The 16,419-nt window shown below is 64.4% G+C and carries 12 protein-coding genes and 1 pseudogene; 4 read left to right on the top strand and 9 right to left on the bottom strand.

Features of this window, described 5'->3' with window-relative positions; translation table 11 throughout:
* Position 1 precedes the first annotated feature (1 nt).
* The 6 genes and pseudogenes from IN820_RS09330 to leuC form a co-directional block, all read right to left on the bottom strand.
* Positions 2–2,739: pseudogene (locus IN820_RS09330) on the bottom strand (FimV/HubP family polar landmark protein).
* Between the two features lie 144 nt (positions 2,740–2,883).
* Positions 2,884–3,894 (bottom strand): aspartate-semialdehyde dehydrogenase, encoded by a 1,011-nt coding sequence (locus IN820_RS09325; RefSeq protein WP_193680709.1) that lies wholly within the window; start codon positions 3,892–3,894, stop codon positions 2,884–2,886.
* 318 nt (positions 3,895–4,212) lie between these two features.
* On the bottom strand, positions 4,213–5,325 hold the full coding sequence (asd, locus tag IN820_RS09320; RefSeq protein ID WP_193680708.1) for an aspartate-semialdehyde dehydrogenase: 1,113 nt from the start codon (positions 5,323–5,325) through the stop codon (positions 4,213–4,215).
* Positions 5,326–5,378: 53 nt separating this feature from the next.
* Entirely contained in the window at positions 5,379–6,461 is a 1,083-nt protein-coding gene (leuB, locus tag IN820_RS09315; protein WP_193680707.1) for a 3-isopropylmalate dehydrogenase, read from the bottom strand.
* 98 nt (positions 6,462–6,559) lie between these two features.
* Positions 6,560–7,207, bottom strand: coding sequence for a 3-isopropylmalate dehydratase small subunit (leuD, locus tag IN820_RS09310; protein ID WP_193680706.1), 648 nt, complete (start codon positions 7,205–7,207; stop codon positions 6,560–6,562).
* 10 nt (positions 7,208–7,217) lie between these two features.
* Entirely contained in the window at positions 7,218–8,645 is a 1,428-nt protein-coding gene (gene leuC / locus IN820_RS09305; RefSeq protein WP_193680705.1) for a 3-isopropylmalate dehydratase large subunit, read from the bottom strand.
* Between the two features lie 217 nt (positions 8,646–8,862).
* On the opposite strand from leuC, the gene IN820_RS09300 reads away from it, so the two are divergent.
* Together IN820_RS09300 and IN820_RS09295 are read left to right on the top strand one after the other, a co-directional pair.
* Complete coding sequence (locus IN820_RS09300; RefSeq protein ID WP_193680704.1) at positions 8,863–9,744, top strand: LysR family transcriptional regulator; 882 nt, start codon at positions 8,863–8,865, stop codon at positions 9,742–9,744.
* A 51-nt stretch (positions 9,745–9,795) separates the two neighbouring features.
* A complete protein-coding gene (locus IN820_RS09295; protein ID WP_193680703.1) occupies positions 9,796–12,771 on the top strand; it encodes an EAL domain-containing protein in 2,976 nt (991 codons plus the stop codon).
* Positions 12,772–13,004: 233 nt separating this feature from the next.
* Here IN820_RS09295 and IN820_RS09290 read toward each other — a convergent pair whose 3' ends face one another.
* Complete coding sequence (locus IN820_RS09290; RefSeq protein ID WP_207793560.1) at positions 13,005–13,451, bottom strand: Hsp20 family protein; 447 nt, start codon at positions 13,449–13,451, stop codon at positions 13,005–13,007.
* 129 nt (positions 13,452–13,580) lie between these two features.
* Between IN820_RS09290 and IN820_RS09285 the strand changes: the two genes are divergently transcribed.
* Positions 13,581–14,327, top strand: coding sequence for an SDR family oxidoreductase (locus IN820_RS09285; RefSeq protein ID WP_193680702.1), 747 nt, complete (start codon positions 13,581–13,583; stop codon positions 14,325–14,327).
* A gap of 132 nt (positions 14,328–14,459) precedes the next feature.
* Here IN820_RS09285 and IN820_RS09280 read toward each other — a convergent pair whose 3' ends face one another.
* Positions 14,460–15,434, bottom strand: coding sequence for a tRNA dihydrouridine synthase (locus tag IN820_RS09280; RefSeq protein ID WP_193680701.1), 975 nt, complete (start codon positions 15,432–15,434; stop codon positions 14,460–14,462).
* Between the two features lie 208 nt (positions 15,435–15,642).
* Positions 15,643–15,963, bottom strand: coding sequence for a hypothetical protein (locus IN820_RS09275; RefSeq protein ID WP_193680700.1), 321 nt, complete (start codon positions 15,961–15,963; stop codon positions 15,643–15,645).
* Positions 15,964–16,130: 167 nt separating this feature from the next.
* On the opposite strand from IN820_RS09275, the gene IN820_RS09270 reads away from it, so the two are divergent.
* Positions 16,131–16,313 (top strand): hypothetical protein, encoded by a 183-nt coding sequence (locus tag IN820_RS09270; protein WP_193680699.1) that lies wholly within the window; start codon positions 16,131–16,133, stop codon positions 16,311–16,313.
* Positions 16,314–16,419: the final 106 nt, after the last annotated feature.

Here is a 16,419-nt window from a genome sequence, read left to right as displayed (position 1 = left end):
GTCAGGCCAGTTTGGCGAGCATATCTCGCGCCTCTTGCTGCTGTGCATCGCTGCCCTCGGTGATGACTTCATCGAGGATGTCGCGCGCACCTTCGGCATCGCCCATATCGATATAGGCTCTGGCGAGGTCCAGCTTGGTGGTGGTTTCGTCGGTATCGGAGAAAAAGTCGAAGTCCTCGTCCAGATCGTCGACGGCTCCGGCGGTGACCGCCGGCGATGCCGTGGGCTGAGCCGGCTCATCCAGATCGTGGGACAGGCTTTCCAGTTCGGCTTCCACTTCGTCCAGCTGTTCGGCGAAGTTTTCGGGGCGAGCCTCGGGCTCCGTCTCTCCCAGGGAAAGATCGAAATCGTCAGGCAGCTCGGTTGCGCCAGCATCGCTATCGGCCAGCTCGAAGTCGAGCTCGTCGCCATTGCGCGCGGCCGAGGCGTTTGCCGGCTCACCGTCCAGGCTCAGCGAAAAATCCTCGGCGGCGGCGGCGTTGTCGTCGCTTTCCAGATCGAGGGAAAAGTCCGCCAGATCATCGTGCCGAGCCTCGCTCGGCTTGGCCTCATCCTCCAGATCGAAGGAGAAATCGCTCGCCACGTCCTGCGAAACGGATGCCGCCGGCAGGCCTTCGTCCAGATCGTCGAGGCTCAGCGAGTCATCCAGGGACAGATCATCGCCTTGCTCGGCAAAAGGCTCGGCAGCCGGGCGCTCATCGTTCAGATCGATATCCAGATCGTCCAGACTCAGGTCGAACGCATCATCCAGATCCTGTCCGGCAACCGGCGTAGCCGGCTCGTCGAGCTGCAGGTCATCGAGGTTGAGGCTGTCCATATCCAGCGGGCTCGCAGCAGCCGCTGCGGCGGCTGCGCCACCGGCCACGGCCATCGCCGGATACTTCTGCTTCAATTGCTCGACCTGGCTGGAGGCACCGCCGATTTCGCGCAACTCGGCTTCCTCGCGGGCGAAACCAGCGCGGTTACCCAACTCCGCATAGACTTCCATGAGCTTGAGCCGCAGGTCACTGCGCTGAGGCTCGTCGTTGAGCGCGTTCTGCAACAGCTCGGCCGCCTGGTTGAAGCGACCGTAGGCGATATAGATATCCGCTTCGGCCAGTGCATCGCCAGTTGCCGGAGCGAGCTCGTCGGTGGCTTGCGCAGGCTCGGCGAAGCCGGAAAACGGAGCCGGTTCGCGGTGATCCTGACCGACGTCGACGTATGCCGGCGTTCCGACATCCAGGTTGTCCATGACGCTCTCGGCCAACAGGCTTTCCTGCAGCTCGGCCTCTTTCATGGCGTTACGGCGCGACAAGGCCATCAGGCCAACCAGCAGCAACAGCAGCGCGCTACCACCGAGAATCCCGAGCAATAGCGTATTGGAGAGAAGATCGTCGATGAACCCTTTCGGCCCCGGCTCGCTGACCGGAGCCGCGGGTTTGGCAGGGGCGGGCTTGGGCGCCGGCTTGGCCGCGGCCTGGGGCTCCGCGGCGGCCGGCGCTGCGCCCTGCCCGGCCGGTTGTTNCTGGTGGCGGCCTCGGTATCCTGAAGCCCCGCCGCCGGCTCGCCAGCTTCGGTACCGGGCTGGCCAGCCGAATCGGCAGCGCTCGGTGCCGCGCCATCGGTCGCCAGTTGCGCCTGGAGCTTGGCGAGCTGATCATCCTTGAGCTGCATCAGGCGTTGGAGTTTTTCCAGTTGCCCCTGCAGATCGTTCAACCGGTCCTTCAGCTCATCATTTTCGCGGCGGCTGGAGTCGAGGCTTTCCTGGGTGACGGCAAGCTTGTCCCGCAGAGCCTTGCCACTGTCGCCGGAGCCGGTATCGGTCCCCGCCGTCGACTGCCCCGCATCGGCGGCAACCAGACGCAGGCTGTCACCGGCTTCGCTACGCGATGGCGCAGCACCCGCTTCGCTGCGCCGCGTCGCATCCAGCTGGCGCGTGCCCGCCACGGCCCCGCTCCGGCCCTGGCGCCACGCCGCATTCTGTTGCGCGACCTGGCTGATGGCCTCGGCCTGGGAGCGGCTGGAAATCTGTTCGGCATCGGGTAGACGAAGCACCTGCCCAGCTTTCATGCGATTGATGTTGCCATCGATGAACGCGTTCGGATTCAGGTCCTGGATGGCCAGCATGGTCTGGTGGACGCTTCCACCGCGGCGGTTCTGCTCGGCGATTTCCCAGAGCGTATCGCGGGCCGATGTGCGGTACTCGCCGCTGCCCTGCGGGGCGGCCAGCGTGGAAGCGCTGGCCGCTGCGGGCGCGGCAGCCGGCTGGCGGGCTGGTGCAGGACGAGCCGGGGCGGCCTGCTGGACCGGGGCGGCGATCGGCAGCTGCGGCGCAACGGCGGCAGCGGTTTCGGGGGAGTACAGCGGCGGATCGAGCAGCAGGGTGTATTCGCGAAGCAGGCGACCGCTGGGCCAGAGTACCTCTACGAGAAAGTTGAGATAGGGCTCGCGCACCGGCTTGCTGGAGGAAACCTGGATGACGCTCTTGCCATTCGGGCGCAGCACGGGGGTGAACTTCAGGTCCGTCAGGAAATACTGGCGATCGATGCCCGCCCGGTTGAACTCCTCGAGCGAGGCGAGCACCGGAATCACTTCGCCCGGTGCCAGGTTATTGACATCCAGCAGCTCGATTTCCGCGACCAGCGGTTGATTCAATGACGACTGAAGCGTGACCTCACCCAGCCCAAGCGCATGGGCCATTTCTGTAGTCAGCGCGGTAGCAGCCGCGATTGCCAGCACCAGATTGCGAACCCGAACCATTATTTAATCCCTTGTTTATCTTTTTCTCGAACTTCGAGAGGGTCTTATGTCACTGCCCGCGCCACCTCGTGGTGACTCCCCATCAGCGATAAGCCGCTCAGCGCGTCGGCTAGAATTATTCTTCGAGTTTCCGGTAAGTATCTTTTACAGGTAGTGTTTTATCAACAACTCACCAGACTGCGCGGCATTCAGGGCTGCGCCTTTTCGCACGTTATCAGACACAATCCACAAATTGAGTTCGCATGGATCATCCATTCCCCGGCGCACCCTGCCCACATGGATGACGTCCTGCCCAACCGCGTCACCGACCGCCGTCGGGTAATCGCCAGTCTCCACCAGTTCGATGCCCGGCGCGACGCCCAGCGCCGCCGACAATGCACCGACATCCGCAGCATTCCTGCCCTGCAGGGCCACGACAAGACTCTCGCCAAAGAAGATCGGTGCCTGAACGAAGGTGACAGCCACCGCCAGATCGGGGAGTTCCAGTAGTTGCCGGAGTTCGCCGACCAGGCGTCGCTCCTGCCGCGCATGCCCCTGACCGTCGACCTCCTCCGTCTGCGCCAGCATGTTGAATGCGACTTGCCGACCAAACACCCGCGGCTCCAGGGCGCGCGCGTTCAACAGCTCGGTGGTCTGCCGGGCCAGCTCGTTCACGCCGGCGCGACCACGGCTTGAAACGGGCAGGCAGGCCGTGACCGAGACGCGCAGCAAGCCCAGCTGCCGCTGGATGGGCGCCAGCGCGATGGCCAGCGCCACGGACTCGGGAAGCGGACTGGCGACGGCGCGACAATCGCCCAACGCGCCGAGCAGCTTGCCATTCACCTCGGGCACCAGGCACGGCAGATCATCCACCGGGCGAGCGCCACTCAGGTCGATCCTCAGGCAGCCCGCAACGGCGGCCTTTTCCCAATGGCTGGCGGCGAGATCCGCGTCGCAGGCGAAAAACACCAGCTTCGCCCGGGCGAAATCGAACTCGGCGACATCGCGCACCCGCAGGTTGCGCCCCTTGAAGGCCTGCGCCTGCCCGACGGAATCGGAAGCATCCAGCAGATACAGCTCCGCGATCGGGAAGCCACGCTCTTCGAGCACTTCCACCAGCGCCTCGCCGATCAGACTGGCGGCACCGACCACGGCAACATCAACAAGCGAGGGCATCACCACCTCCAAGCATCAAGGACCGGCACTGTAGCGAAATGACGGCGCACTGCAAGCGGCACCGCCGAGCGGCACAACCACAGCAGCACGAACAAGAAGGCTATTCCAATTGCGTACGCATAGGCGATACGCCGTAGATTGGGTCGGGGCGCATAGCCTGAGGGGCGAGGCAACGAAGTCCAACACGCTTCACTGATGCCCGTTGGGCTTCGCTGCGCTCAGCACCAACCTACCGGAGCGTGTCCTATCGCTCGAGAACATCGCCAAAAACAAAACGCCGCGATCGAGTCGCGGCGTTTTCATCCATCGGACAGGCGATCAACGCTCCAGCAGGATCCGCAACATGCGCCGCAACGGCTCCGCGGCGCCCCACAGCAGTTGGTCGCCCACGGTGAAGGCGCCCAGGTAGTGCGAGCCCATGTTGAGTTTGCGCAGGCGGCCAACCGGCACGCTCAGGGTGCCGGTGACGGCAGCCGGACTCAGGTCCTGCATGCTGGCTTCGCGACGGTTCGGCACCAGCTTGACCCAGGGGTTGTGCTGACTGATCAGGCCCTCGATGTCCGAAATCGGTACATCCTTGTTCAGCTTGATGGTCAGCGCCTGACTGTGGCAACGCATGGCGCCGACGCGCACGCAGATGCCGTCCACCGGGATCGGGTTCTTGAAACGCCCGAGGATCTTGTTGGTTTCGGCCTGCGCCTTCCACTCCTCGCGGCTCTGCCCGTTGGGCAATTCCTTGTCGATGTAGGGAATCAGGCTGCCGGCCAGCGGCACGCCGAAATTATCCACCGGGAAGGCTTCGCTGCGCTGGGTCTCGGCGACCTTGCGGTCGATGTCGAGAATGGCGCTGGCAGGGTTGGCCAGATCATCGGCCACCGCCGCGTTGATGGCGCCCATCTGCTTGATCAGCTCGCGCATGTTCTGCGCGCCGGCACCGGAGGCGGCCTGATAGGTCATGGCACTCATCCACTCCACCAGCCCCGCGTCGAACAGACCACCCAGCCCCATCAGCGCGAGGCTGACGGTGCAGTTGCCGCCGATGTAGTTCTTGGTACCGGCATCGAGCTGCTGGTCGATGACCTTGCGGTTCACCGGATCGAGCACAATCACCGCATCGTCCTGCATGCGCAGCGCGGAGGCGGCGTCGATCCAGTAGCCCTGCCAGCCGGCTTCACGCAGTTTGGGGAAGACTTCGTTGGTATAGTCGCCGCCCTGGCAGGTCAGGATCACGTCGAGACTTTTCAGTTCGTCGATGTTGTAGGCGTCCTTCAGCGCAGCGGTTTCCTTGCCAATGGCAGGCCCTTGGCCACCGACATTGGAAGTGGTGAAGAACACCGGCTCGATCAGGTCGAAGTCCCGCTCTTCCAGCATCCGCTGCATGAGCACGGAACCGACCATACCGCGCCAACCGATCAGACCTACACGTTTCATCGCAACTACACCTATAGATTAAGTGGCCCACCCATCGAAGGCGGGCCAAGAGATTACAACTTCGCGAGCGCCGCGACTACTGCATCACCCATCTCCCGGGTGCCGACTTTGTTACAACCTTCGGACCAGATGTCGCCGGTGCGCAGGCCCTGGTCGAGCACGTCGCTGACCGCCCGCTCGATGGCATCGGCCGCCGCGACCTGGTTGAAGCTGTAGCGCAGCATCATCGACACGGAGAGAATCGTCGCCAGCGGATTGGCGATGCCCTTGCCGGCGATGTCCGGCGCCGAACCATGGCAGGGCTCGTACATGCCCTTGCTGTCGGCATCCAGCGAAGCGGACGGCAGCATGCCGATGGAACCGGTCAACATGGAAGCTTCGTCCGACAGGATGTCGCCGAACATGTTGTCGGTGACGATCACGTCGAACTGCTTGGGCGCACGGACCAGCTGCATGGCGGCGTTGTCGACGTACATGTGCGACAGCTCGACCTCGGGGTAGTCCTTGGCGACTTCCTCGACCACCGCGCGCCACAACTGGCTGGACGCCAGCACGTTGGCCTTGTCCACCGAGCAGAGCTTCCGGTTGCGCACCATGGCCATGTCGAAGCCGACCTTGGCGATGCGACGGATTTCGCTCTCGCTGTACGGCAGCGTGTCATAGGCCATGCGCTCGCCGTTTTCCAGCACCTTGCTCTCACGCGGCTGGCCGAAATAGATGCCGCCGGTCAGCTCACGGACGATGAGGATATCCAGCCCGGCGACGATTTCCGGCTTGAGCGACGAGGCGTCGGCCAGCTGCGGATAGAGCAGCGCCGGGCGCAGGTTGCCGAACAGGCCCAGCTGCGAGCGAATCTTCAGCAACCCGCGCTCGGGGCGGATGGCCGGGTCGATGCTGTCCCACTTCGGCCCACCGACGGCGCCGAGCAGGATGGCATCGGCGGCACGCGCACGTTCCAGGGTCTCGTCGGCCAGCGGCACGCCGTACTTGTCGATGGCCGCGCCACCCAGCTCGTCATAGCTCAGTTCGAAACCCAGCTGGAACTTGTCGTTGGCCAGTTGCAGCACCTTGACCGCCTCGGCCATGATTTCCGGGCCGATACCATCGCCGGGGAGAACCAGAATCTGTTTGGACATGGGAATTTCCTTCGGAAATAGCTACAAGCTTCAAGCTGCAAGCCACAAGTAAAAGCCGCGCCTACTTGCAGCTTGAAGCTTGCGGCTTGCAGCTCCTGTTATTTGATCGCGCCGAACAGCCAGGGCTGGCTCTGCTGATGCCTGGTTTCGAACGCCTTGATGGCCTCGGCATCCTGCAGCGTCAGGCCGATGTCGTCCAGGCCGTTGAGCAGACAGTGCTTGCGGAAGGCGTCGACCTCGAAGCCGTATTGCTTGCCATCCGGGCGAGTGACCGTCTGCGCCGCCAGATCCACGGTGAGCCGGTAGCCCTCGGTGGCTTCGGCCTGCTGGAACAGCTCGTCGACCTCCTCTTCCTTCAGCACGATCGGCAGCAGGCCGTTCTTGAAGCTGTTGTTGTAGAAGATGTCGGCGAAGCTCGGCGCGATGATGGTGCGGAAACCGTACTCGTCCAGCGCCCAGGGCGCATGCTCGCGGGACGAGCCGCAGCCGAAGTTCTCGCGGGCCAGCAGCACGCTGGCGCCCTGGTAGCGCGGGAAGTTCAGTACGAATTCCTGGTTGACCGGACGCTGCGAACAATCCTGGTTCGGCTGGCCGACGTCCAGATAGCGCCACTCATCGAACAGGTTCGGACCGAACCCGGTGCGCTTGATCGACTTGAGGAACTGCTTGGGAATGATCTGGTCGGTGTCGACATTGGCGCGATCGAGCGGGCAGACCAGACCGGTGTGTTGGGTAAAGGCTTTCATCCGTTTCTCCTCAGGCCTGGACCAGTTCGCGTACATCGATGAAGTGACCGGTCACCGCCGCGGCGGCAGCCATGGCCGGGCTGACCAGATGGGTACGCCCACCGGCGCCCTGGCGGCCTTCGAAGTTGCGGTTGGAGGTGGAGGCGCAATGCTCGCCGCTGCCCAGCTTGTCCGGGTTCATCGCCAGGCACATGGAGCAGCCCGGCTCGCGCCATTCGAAGCCCGCCTCGAGGAAGATCCTGTCCAGCCCTTCGGCCTCGGCCTGCTGCTTGACCAGGCCGGAGCCCGGCACCACCATCGCCTGTTTGACGTTGGCCGCGACCTTGCGGCCCTTGGCGACCTCGGCCGCGGCACGCAGGTCCTCGATCCGCGAATTGGTGCAGGAGCCGATGAACACGCGGTCCAGCCTGATCTCGGTGATCGGCTGGTTGGCCGACAGGCCCATGTACTTCAGCGCGCGGACGATGGAGTCGCGCTTGACCGGATCGGCCTCGACGGCAGGGTCCGGCACGTTCTGGTCGACGGCCAGCACCATTTCCGGCGAAGTGCCCCAGCTGACCTGCGGCTTGATTTCTTCGGCCTTCAGCTCGATGACGGTATCGAACACGGCATCGTCGTCGGAAACCAGATCCTTCCAGAGCTCGACCGCCTTGTCCCAGTCGGTGCCCTTCGGCGCGTAGGGGCGGCCTTCCACGTAAGCGATGGTCTTCTCGTCCACCGCCACCATGCCCACGCGCGCACCGGCCTCGATGGACATGTTGCAGATGGTCATGCGGCCCTCCATGGACAGCTCGCGGATCGCGCTGCCGGCGAACTCCAGGGCATGCCCGTTGCCGCCGGCGGTGCCGATCTTGCCGATCACCGCGAGCACGATGTCCTTGGCGGTGACGCCGAACGGCAGCTTGCCCTCGACGCGCACCTGCATGTTCTTCATCTTCTTGGCCACCAGGCACTGGGTGGCGAGCACGTGCTCGACCTCGGAGGTGCCGATGCCATGCGCCAGCGCGCCGAAGGCACCATGGGTGGAGGTATGCGAATCACCGCAAACCACGGTCATGCCCGGCAGGGTCGCGCCCTGCTCCGGACCGATGACGTGGACGATGCCCTGGCGCACGTCGTTCATCTTGAATTCGAGGATGCCGAAATCGTCGCAGTTCTCGTCCAGCGTCTGCACCTGGATGCGCGAGACCTCGTCGGCGATGGCCTCCAGGCCGCCCTGGCGCTCGCCCCTGGTGGTCGGCACGTTGTGGTCCGGGGTGGCGATGTTGGCGTCGATGCGCCACGGCTTGCGCTTGGCCAGCCGCAGACCCTCGAACGCTTGGGGCGAGGTCACTTCATGCAGGATGTGGCGGTCGATGTAGATCAGCGACGAACCATCGTCGCGACGTTTCACCTCGTGCATTTCCCAGAGCTTGTCGTAGAGCGTCTTGCCGGCCATCGGACTTTTCCTCATCTGCTTTCTATGCGGGGCGAATAGCCCTTGCGCTTATGGGGACGATGCTATGATCGCGGGACGAATAACTCAAATTCATATTTTTCATCCATAGGATTCCACACAGGAATTCTATGAGGCTGCAAGCGTCAAGCTTCAAGCCGCAAGTGCAAGCACGGCGGCTCGGCTTGCAGCTTGTGGCTTGCCGCCTGGAGCTGCTTCTATGGATCTGGCCAACCTCAACGCCTTCATCGCTGTCGCGGAAACCCACAGCTTTTCCCTGGCCGCCGAACGGCTACACCTGACTCAGCCGGCGGTCAGCAAACGCATCGCCGCATTGGAATCGCAGCTGGATGTGCGCCTGTTCGACCGGCTCGGCCGCGAGATCGGCCTGACCGAGGCAGGGAGAGCGCTGCTGCCGCGGGCCTATCAGATTCTGAATGTACTGGACGACACCCGCCGCGCCTTGACCAACCTCAACGGCGACATTGGCGGGCGGCTGAGCCTGGCGACCAGTCATCACATCGGCCTGCACCGCCTGCCGCCGCTGCTGCGCGCCTTCACCCGCGCCCACCCACAGGTGAGCCTGGACATCCGCTTCCTGGATTCGGAAGTGGCCTACGAGGAAGTGCTGCATGGCCGCGCCGAACTCGCGGTCATCACCCTTGCGCCGCAAACGGCGGCGCCCATCGAGGCGGTGAAGGTCTGGGACGACCCCCTGGATTTCGTCGTCGCCCCCGAGCACCCGCTGGCGCAGAAAGCCGATATCACCCTGGCCGACGTCGCCAGCCATCCGGCGGTATTCCCCGGTGGCAATACCTTCACCCACCACATCGCCCAGCGCCTGTTCGAGCGCGAGGGTCTGACGCCCCACATCACCATGAGCACCAACTATATGGAGACGATCAAGATGATGGTCGCCATCGGTATCGCCTGGAGCGTGCTGCCGCGCAGCATGCTCGACGAGCAGGTGGTGCGCCTGCCGCTGCCGGGCATTCAGCTGTCGCGACAACTGGGCTATATCCTGCACACCGAGCGCACGCTGTCCAATGCCGCCAAGGCCTTCATGGCCCTGCTGGACAGCGGCAAGGAGCGCTTGCGCTGAGCCCCGGGCAGCAGATAACGTCGCGCCAATAACAATAAGCGGAACGGCCATATGACCGATCGATCGCACATCGCCGACACCCCGTCTTCAGCTGCCCCGCAACACCGGGAACATCACGACCACAGCGCCTCGCCCCACCCCCGCGTCCGCCTTTCCGACCTCGCCACGCCGCACGAGCAGCCCTGGCATGACGCCGTCCATCTGCTGGCGGTGCTCAGCGACGCGAGCTTCGGCGTCTGGGCCTGGGAACTGAAAACCGGCAAGGTGTTCTGGTCACCCCGCTGCCAGGCGCTGTTCGGGCTCGACCGCGGCCCGGCATTCGCTTCCGGCATCGACTACCTGGAACTGGTGGCCGAAGAGGATCGCGAAGCCGTCGCGCGCTTCTTCGAGTCGGTGCTGCGCAACGACGAGCAACACCTGCGCCTGGAACACCGGGTCCGCTGGCCGGACGGCAGCCTGCACTGGCTGGAAATCACCGGGCAGCGTCACTGCGCCGAAACGGCCGACCAACCGATGCTGATCGGCGTGATCCGCGACAATACCGAACAGCACCTGCAGGCCGAGGCATTGCAGCAGAGCCAGGAGCGACTGCAACTGGCCCTCGAATCCGTCCAGCTGGGCACCTGGGATTGGCACATTCCCAGCGACATGCTCTACGCATCGGCCCGCGCCTCGGATCTGCAAGGCACCGTTGAAGGCCCCTATCACGGCTCCTTTCGCGAGTTCTTCGCCCATGTGCCATCCGAAGATCGGCAGAAGATGCGGCGCGCCTACAGCGACCTGGTAACCGGCCACATCGATCAATACCAGGTCATCTACCGCGCCCAGCCGGCAAGCGGCGGCACCCGCCACCTGGAAAGCACCGCCAAGCTCTACCGCGACGCGGATGGCCGCCCGCTGCGCATGGCCGGCATCATCATGGACATCACCGAGCGCCTGCTGCGCGAACAGCGCCTGAACGCCTCGGAGGAAAAGTTCGCCACGCTGTTCCAGGGCAGCCCCGACCCCATCTGCGTTTCACGCATCCGCGACGGCAGTTTCCTGGAAATCAACCCCAGCTTCAGCACCACCTTCGGCTGGCAGCCGGCCGAGATCGTCGGTCGCACGGCCCCGGAAATCGGCTTCTGGCGCGACGAGCGCAGGCGCCAGGCGCTGTACGCGCGACTGAACGCAGAACGATCGCTGGAGAACGCCGAGGCCGAATTCCTTTCACGCAATGGCGAAGCGATCATCTGCGTGGTGTCCAGCCGCTTCATCCGTGTCGAGCGCAGGCTGTGCATCATCACCACCTTTCGCGACATCACCAAACGCAAGCAGGCCGAAGCGGCGCTGCGCGCGAGCGAAGCGAAGTTCGCCAAGGCGTTTCGTGCCAGCCCGGACGCCATCACCATCACCGAACGCGCCAGCGGCCGTTTCATCGAGGTCAACGAAGGCTTCTGCCGGTTGTCCGGCTATCGCATGGACGAGGTGATCGGCCGCACCGCGCACGAACTGCGCGTCTGGCCCGAGTCCCAGCGCCAGGAAATCATCGAGGCGATCGCCCGCGAGGGGCGCCTGAGCAACCGAGAAATGCGCGGCCAGGATCGCAACGGGCAGATCAAGCACATCGAGGTTTCGGTCGAACCCATCGAACTCGACGGCATGGACTGCCTGCTACTCACCGCCCGCGACATCGGCGAGCTGAAGGCGGCGCAGGCGCAGGTCCATCACATGGCCTACCACGACCCGCTGACCAACCTGCCCAACCGCGCATTGCTGATGGACCGCCTGACCCAGCACAGCGCGCTGCACAAACGTCACGACCTACGCGGCGCCCTGCTGTTCCTCGACCTCGACCATTTCAAGCACATCAACGACTCGCTCGGCCACCCGGTCGGCGATGCCGTGCTGAAAATGGTCACCGCGCGGCTGGAAGCCAGCGTGCGCCAGGAGGACACCGTGGCGCGGCTCGGCGGCGACGAATTCGTCGTGCTGCTCACCGGCCTCACGGGCAGACGTTCGGAAGTCACCCGCCACGTACGCCAGGTGGCGGAAAAACTGCGCAAGCTGCTCGCCGAGCCGATGCAGTTCGAGGGCCATCGGCTGCAAGTCACGCCGAGCATCGGCATCGCCCTGATCCCCGATCACGGGGCGACGCCGGCCGACCTGCTCAAGCGCGCCGACATCGCCCTCTACCGGGCCAAGGACGCCGGGCGCAACGCCATCCAGCTGTTTCGCAGTACCATGCAGGAGGCCGCCAGCGCGCGCCTGCAACTGGAAAACGAACTGCGCCAGGCACTGCTGCGCAACGAGTTCGAACTGCATCTGCAGCCGCAGGTGGATGCCCGCAACGGGCAGATCATCGGCGCCGAGGCCCTGCTGCGCTGGCAGCATCCGCGGCTGGGCCTGCAAACGCCCGCAGCGTTCATTCAGGTGCTGGAGGAAGGCGCCCTGCTGCCCGAGGTGGGCAGTTGGGTCATCGACGAGGCCTGCCGCATCGGCGCGGACCTGACCGCCGATGGCCTGGTCGACCCCGCCGTCTTCAGCCTCTGCATCAACATCAGCCCGCGGCAGTTCCGCCAGAACGACTTCGTCGAACGCGTCGTCCTGGCGCTGGAGAAAAGCAGGCTGCCGCGCCGGATGATGAAGCTGGAAATCACCGAAAGCATCGTCATCCAGCACCTGGACGACACCATCGCCAAGATGCGCCGCCTGCGAAAGCTCGGCGTCAGCTTCGCCATGGACGATTTCGGCACCGGCTATTCGTCGCTCACCTACCTCAAGCGGCTGCCGGTGGACCTGTTGAAGATCGACCAGTCCTTCGTGCGCGACGCGATAGCCGAAGGCAACGATGCGGAGATCATCCGCGCCATCGTCGCCATGGCCTCGAGCCTGGGCCTGGCGGTCATCGCCGAAGGCGTCGAACAGCAGGCCCAACTGGACCTGCTGCAGCGCCAGGGATGCCACCTCTACCAGGGCTATCTGTTCAGCCGTCCGCTACCCGTCGCCAGCTTCCGCCAACTGCTGGAAGCAAGCCGCCTGCGTTAAGGCGCAAATTCCCCGTAGGGTGGGCTGCAGCCCACTAACGGCGGTCAGCACGACGTACGCTCCCGGGTAGGTTGGCGCTGAGCGCAGCGAAGCCCAACAGGCAATGGCACAACGCGCTGGGCTTCGTCGCTTCGCTCCTCAGGCTACGCGCCCCGACCCAACGGCGCTGCTGGAAGAAGCCGGCCGGCAATCGAAAAAGGGTGCCTTGCGGCACCCTTCCCATTCTCTGCGGATCAGCCCTCCAGCGCCGGCCGCTGCTCGGCATTGATCGGGATACGCTTGGGCTTGGCCTCTTCCGGCACGACACGCACCAGATCGATGTTCAGCAGGCCGTTATTGAGCGCGGCCCCCTTCACCTCGATATGGTCGGCCAGGCGGAACGACAGCTTGAAAGCGCGCTGCGCGATGCCCTGATGCAGATAGGTGACGTTCTCCACCTCGTTCTCGCGGCGGCCGCCGCTGATGGTCAGCATGCTGCGCTCGACCTGCAGGTCGAGGTCCGATTCCTGGAAACCCGCGGCGGCGATCACGATGCGGTACTGGTCGTCGCCGTGCTTCTCGATGTTGTACGGCGGATAGGAGCTGCCGGAATCGTTGCGCAGGGCCGACTCGAACAGGTCGTTGAAGCGGTCGAAACCCACGGATTGACGGAACAACGGAGCCATGGAAAAAGAAGTCATGATGTAAACCTCCTGAAATTCCAGCAAAGTCAGGCGGAATCCGATTTCGGCATTCCGCATTGCCTAGATAGGAACCCCGTGCAAGATTTCAAGGGTCACTTCGTACACGTTCTGATCAGGAAATCCCTCATGTCCAAGGTCATGCTCATCACCGGCGCCAGCCGTGGTATCGGCGCCGCCACCGCCCGCCTGGCGGCCAGCCAGGGTTACGCCCTGTGCCTGAACTATCGCCAACGCGAAGACGCCGCGCTGCAACTGCTCGAGGAAATCCGAATGCTCGGCGCCCCTGCCATCGCGGTGAAGGCCGACGTCGCAGAGGAACAGCAGGTGCTTGAACTGTTCGCGACGGTCGACCGGGAGTTCGGACGCCTGGACGTGCTGGTCAACAACGCCGGCATGCTCGAGCGGCAGATGCGCCTGGAAGAAATGGATGCGGCGCGCTGGACGCGCGTGCTCGGCGCCAACGTGATCGGCAGTTTTCTTTGCGCGCGCGAGGCGATCAAGCGCATGTCGACCCGCCATGGCGGACAGGGCGGCGCGATCGTCAACCTGTCCTCGGTGGCCGCGCGCCTCGGCGCCCCGGGCGAATACATCGACTACGCGGCGGCCAAGGGCGCCATCGACAGCATGACGCTGGGCTTGGCCAAGGAACTGGGCGGCGAAGGCATACGCGTCAACGCCGTGCGCCCCGGCGTCGTCCATACCGAGATCCATGCCAGCGGCGGCGAACCGGATCGGGTCGAACGGGTCAAGACAAGCGTTCCCATGGGCCGCGGCGGCCAGGCCGAAGAAATCGCCGAGGCGATCCTCTGGCTCGCCAGCGAGCAGGCCAGCTACACCAGCGGTGCATTGCTGGACGTCAGCGGCGGTCGCTGATTGCAGATCGCCCGTTGGGTTGAGCGCAGCGAAGCCCAACTTCCACCGAAGCGATGCCTGACACCGACTTAACGACGGCACGGGGATTTCGGATGCGCTACGTGCACCGCATGGCAGAACCCTGAGCCAGAGCTAGCCCAGCGCAACCAGCCGGATGGCGGTGGTATCGACACCCAGGAGCGCGTCGATACGGGCGCAGTCGTTTTCCCTGCGCAGCTCGGCGAACAGCGCGGCCGCCTCGGGATAGTTGCGCATCAGCAGCGCCAGCCACTGCTTGAGCCTGCCGGGCGCGTAGCGCGGCGCGATCTTGCCCCGCGCCTGCTGCCAGAAATCCACCAGCAGGGGCCTGAACTCATCCCAGCCCATCTCGGGCACCGCTCGCCCAGACCGAGCCGCGCCGATCTGTCGGGCCAGGTCCGGACGTGAAACCAGCCCGCGACCCAGCATGATGTCGTCGACACCGCTGACCTCCCGGCAGCGGCGCCAATCGGCCAGCGACCAGATATCACCGTTGGCGTATACCGGCACGTCCACGACATCCCGCACCCTGGCCACCCACTCCCAGTGGGCCGGCGGCTTGTAGCCATCCAGCTTGGTGCGTGCATGCACCACCAACTGCTGCGCGCCGCCGGCCGTCAAGGCGCGCGCGCAATCGAGCGCGCCGTCCGGGCTGTCGAAACCCAGGCGCATCTTGGCAGTCACCGGAATATGTGCAGGAACGGTCCGGCGCACCTCGCGGAGGATGGTATGCAGCAGCTCCGGTTCCTTGAGTAGCACTGCGCCGCCGCGTGACTTGTTCACCGTCTTGGCGGGGCAGCCGAAGTTCAGGTCGATGGCCGGCGCGCCCAGCGTGCAGGCATAGGCGGCATTGTCCGCCAGGCACGCCGGATCGGAGCCCAGCAACTGCACGCGCAGTGGCGTGCCGGCACGGGTAACGGCGCCGCTGTCCAGTTCCGGCGCGAGCTTGCGGAAGCTGCTCTGCGGCAGCACGCGGTCGGACACCCGAATGAACTCGGTCACGCACCAGTCGACTCCGCCGACGCGGGTCAGGACATCACGGAGAATCTCGTCGACGAGCCCTTCCATGGGTGCCAAGGCGATCTGCATACCGGAGTTCATCTGCCGAAAAAGGGACGGCATTGTACGGAGGCCCGGCGAATTTATGAATCGCACGTTCTCGACCCACCGCGACATGGCTCCCGGCAGGGCATCACTCCTCGACGGTATCGATCCCGGTCGTGGCGCCGGTGCCTCACGAGATACCGGTGTTGCCGGTGTTGCCGGTGTTACCGGTGCCCAAGGTATGACCGGCCATCTACCGATCGCTACGCCGTTCCAGTTTCGGCCGAGGGTGATGTTCCATGTCCGTTTCGTTGCCACCGTGCCCGGGCTCACCCGTGGCTTTCCCCGACTGTGTCGATGCAGGCTGACGCTGCGCCGAATCATCGCGCTCATCCACCTCATCGTCGTCCAGGTACTCGATGCCTTCCCCGACGCCCATGGAACCACTTCCGGCGGCGCCACGATCGACAGCGCCGGTGTTTTGCGCCAGGGGCAGATCGGAAAACGGGACCTCCTGCGCGCCGACGCCCACGGCGATGAACATCGACGCAAAGACCGCTACAAGAAAACGCATGGCCGCCACCTCTACCTCGTCTGTCAGTGTTATAGGCAACGGGTTGGCGATGGAGTGCGGTTTCCCCAGGCTCGCCAACGACCGATGGTTTTGCCGGAACCGTCTTCGGCGGCCAGGGTCCCATCATCAAGGACGACTGTTCAGACTGCAGAGAAGGAAGCCATGCCATGACACCTGCACTGATACTCGCGATGATGGTCCTGGGCTGGATATCCGTGGCGCTCGCCATGCTCTGGGGCATGCTGCGTATCGCGCGCCGTCATCATCCGCCTCGCCCAGCCGTGCAACGTCCCATGCGCCGCCATACGCACGCCGGTAGCCACAGGGTTTCGGCATACCTGAGCATCTGATCGTCTTCTTTCTGAATTTAAATCGTGACAGCGGCAACGAAAGCTGTAGAATGCGCGTCGCGGGATGGAGCAGTCTGGTAGCTCGTCGGGCTCATAACCCGAAGGT

The organism is Pseudomonas lopnurensis, from assembly GCF_015070855.1.
GTDB classification, from domain to species: Bacteria; Pseudomonadota; Gammaproteobacteria; order Pseudomonadales; family Pseudomonadaceae; genus Stutzerimonas; species Stutzerimonas lopnurensis.
Note: the sequence above shows the minus strand (reverse complement) of the source record. Positions and strands in the feature narration are given on the sequence as shown.

What these genes read in the sequence shown, in the direction of transcription:
- IN820_RS09325 (WP_193680709.1), bottom strand. Translation starts at nt 3,894, where the DNA reads ATGCCCTCGCTTGTTGATGTTGCCGTGGTCGGTGCCGCCAGTCTGATC.
- asd (WP_193680708.1), bottom strand. Translation starts at nt 5,325, where the DNA reads ATGAAACGTGTAGGTCTGATCGGTTGGCGCGGTATGGTCGGTTCCGTG.
- leuB (WP_193680707.1), bottom strand. Translation starts at nt 6,461, where the DNA reads ATGTCCAAACAGATTCTGGTTCTCCCCGGCGATGGTATCGGCCCGGAA.
- leuD (WP_193680706.1), bottom strand. Translation starts at nt 7,207, where the DNA reads ATGAAAGCCTTTACCCAACACACCGGTCTGGTCTGCCCGCTCGATCGC.
- leuC (WP_193680705.1), bottom strand. Translation starts at nt 8,645, where the DNA reads ATGGCCGGCAAGACGCTCTACGACAAGCTCTGGGAAATGCACGAGGTG.
- IN820_RS09300 (WP_193680704.1), top strand. Translation starts at nt 8,863, where the DNA reads ATGGATCTGGCCAACCTCAACGCCTTCATCGCTGTCGCGGAAACCCAC.
- IN820_RS09295 (WP_193680703.1), top strand. Translation starts at nt 9,796, where the DNA reads ATGACCGATCGATCGCACATCGCCGACACCCCGTCTTCAGCTGCCCCG.
- IN820_RS09290 (WP_207793560.1), bottom strand. Translation starts at nt 13,451, where the DNA reads ATGACTTCTTTTTCCATGGCTCCGTTGTTCCGTCAATCCGTGGGTTTC.
- IN820_RS09285 (WP_193680702.1), top strand. Translation starts at nt 13,581, where the DNA reads ATGTCCAAGGTCATGCTCATCACCGGCGCCAGCCGTGGTATCGGCGCC.
- IN820_RS09280 (WP_193680701.1), bottom strand. Translation starts at nt 15,434, where the DNA reads ATGCAGATCGCCTTGGCACCCATGGAAGGGCTCGTCGACGAGATTCTC.
- IN820_RS09275 (WP_193680700.1), bottom strand. Translation starts at nt 15,963, where the DNA reads ATGCGTTTTCTTGTAGCGGTCTTTGCGTCGATGTTCATCGCCGTGGGC.
- IN820_RS09270 (WP_193680699.1), top strand. Translation starts at nt 16,131, where the DNA reads ATGACACCTGCACTGATACTCGCGATGATGGTCCTGGGCTGGATATCC.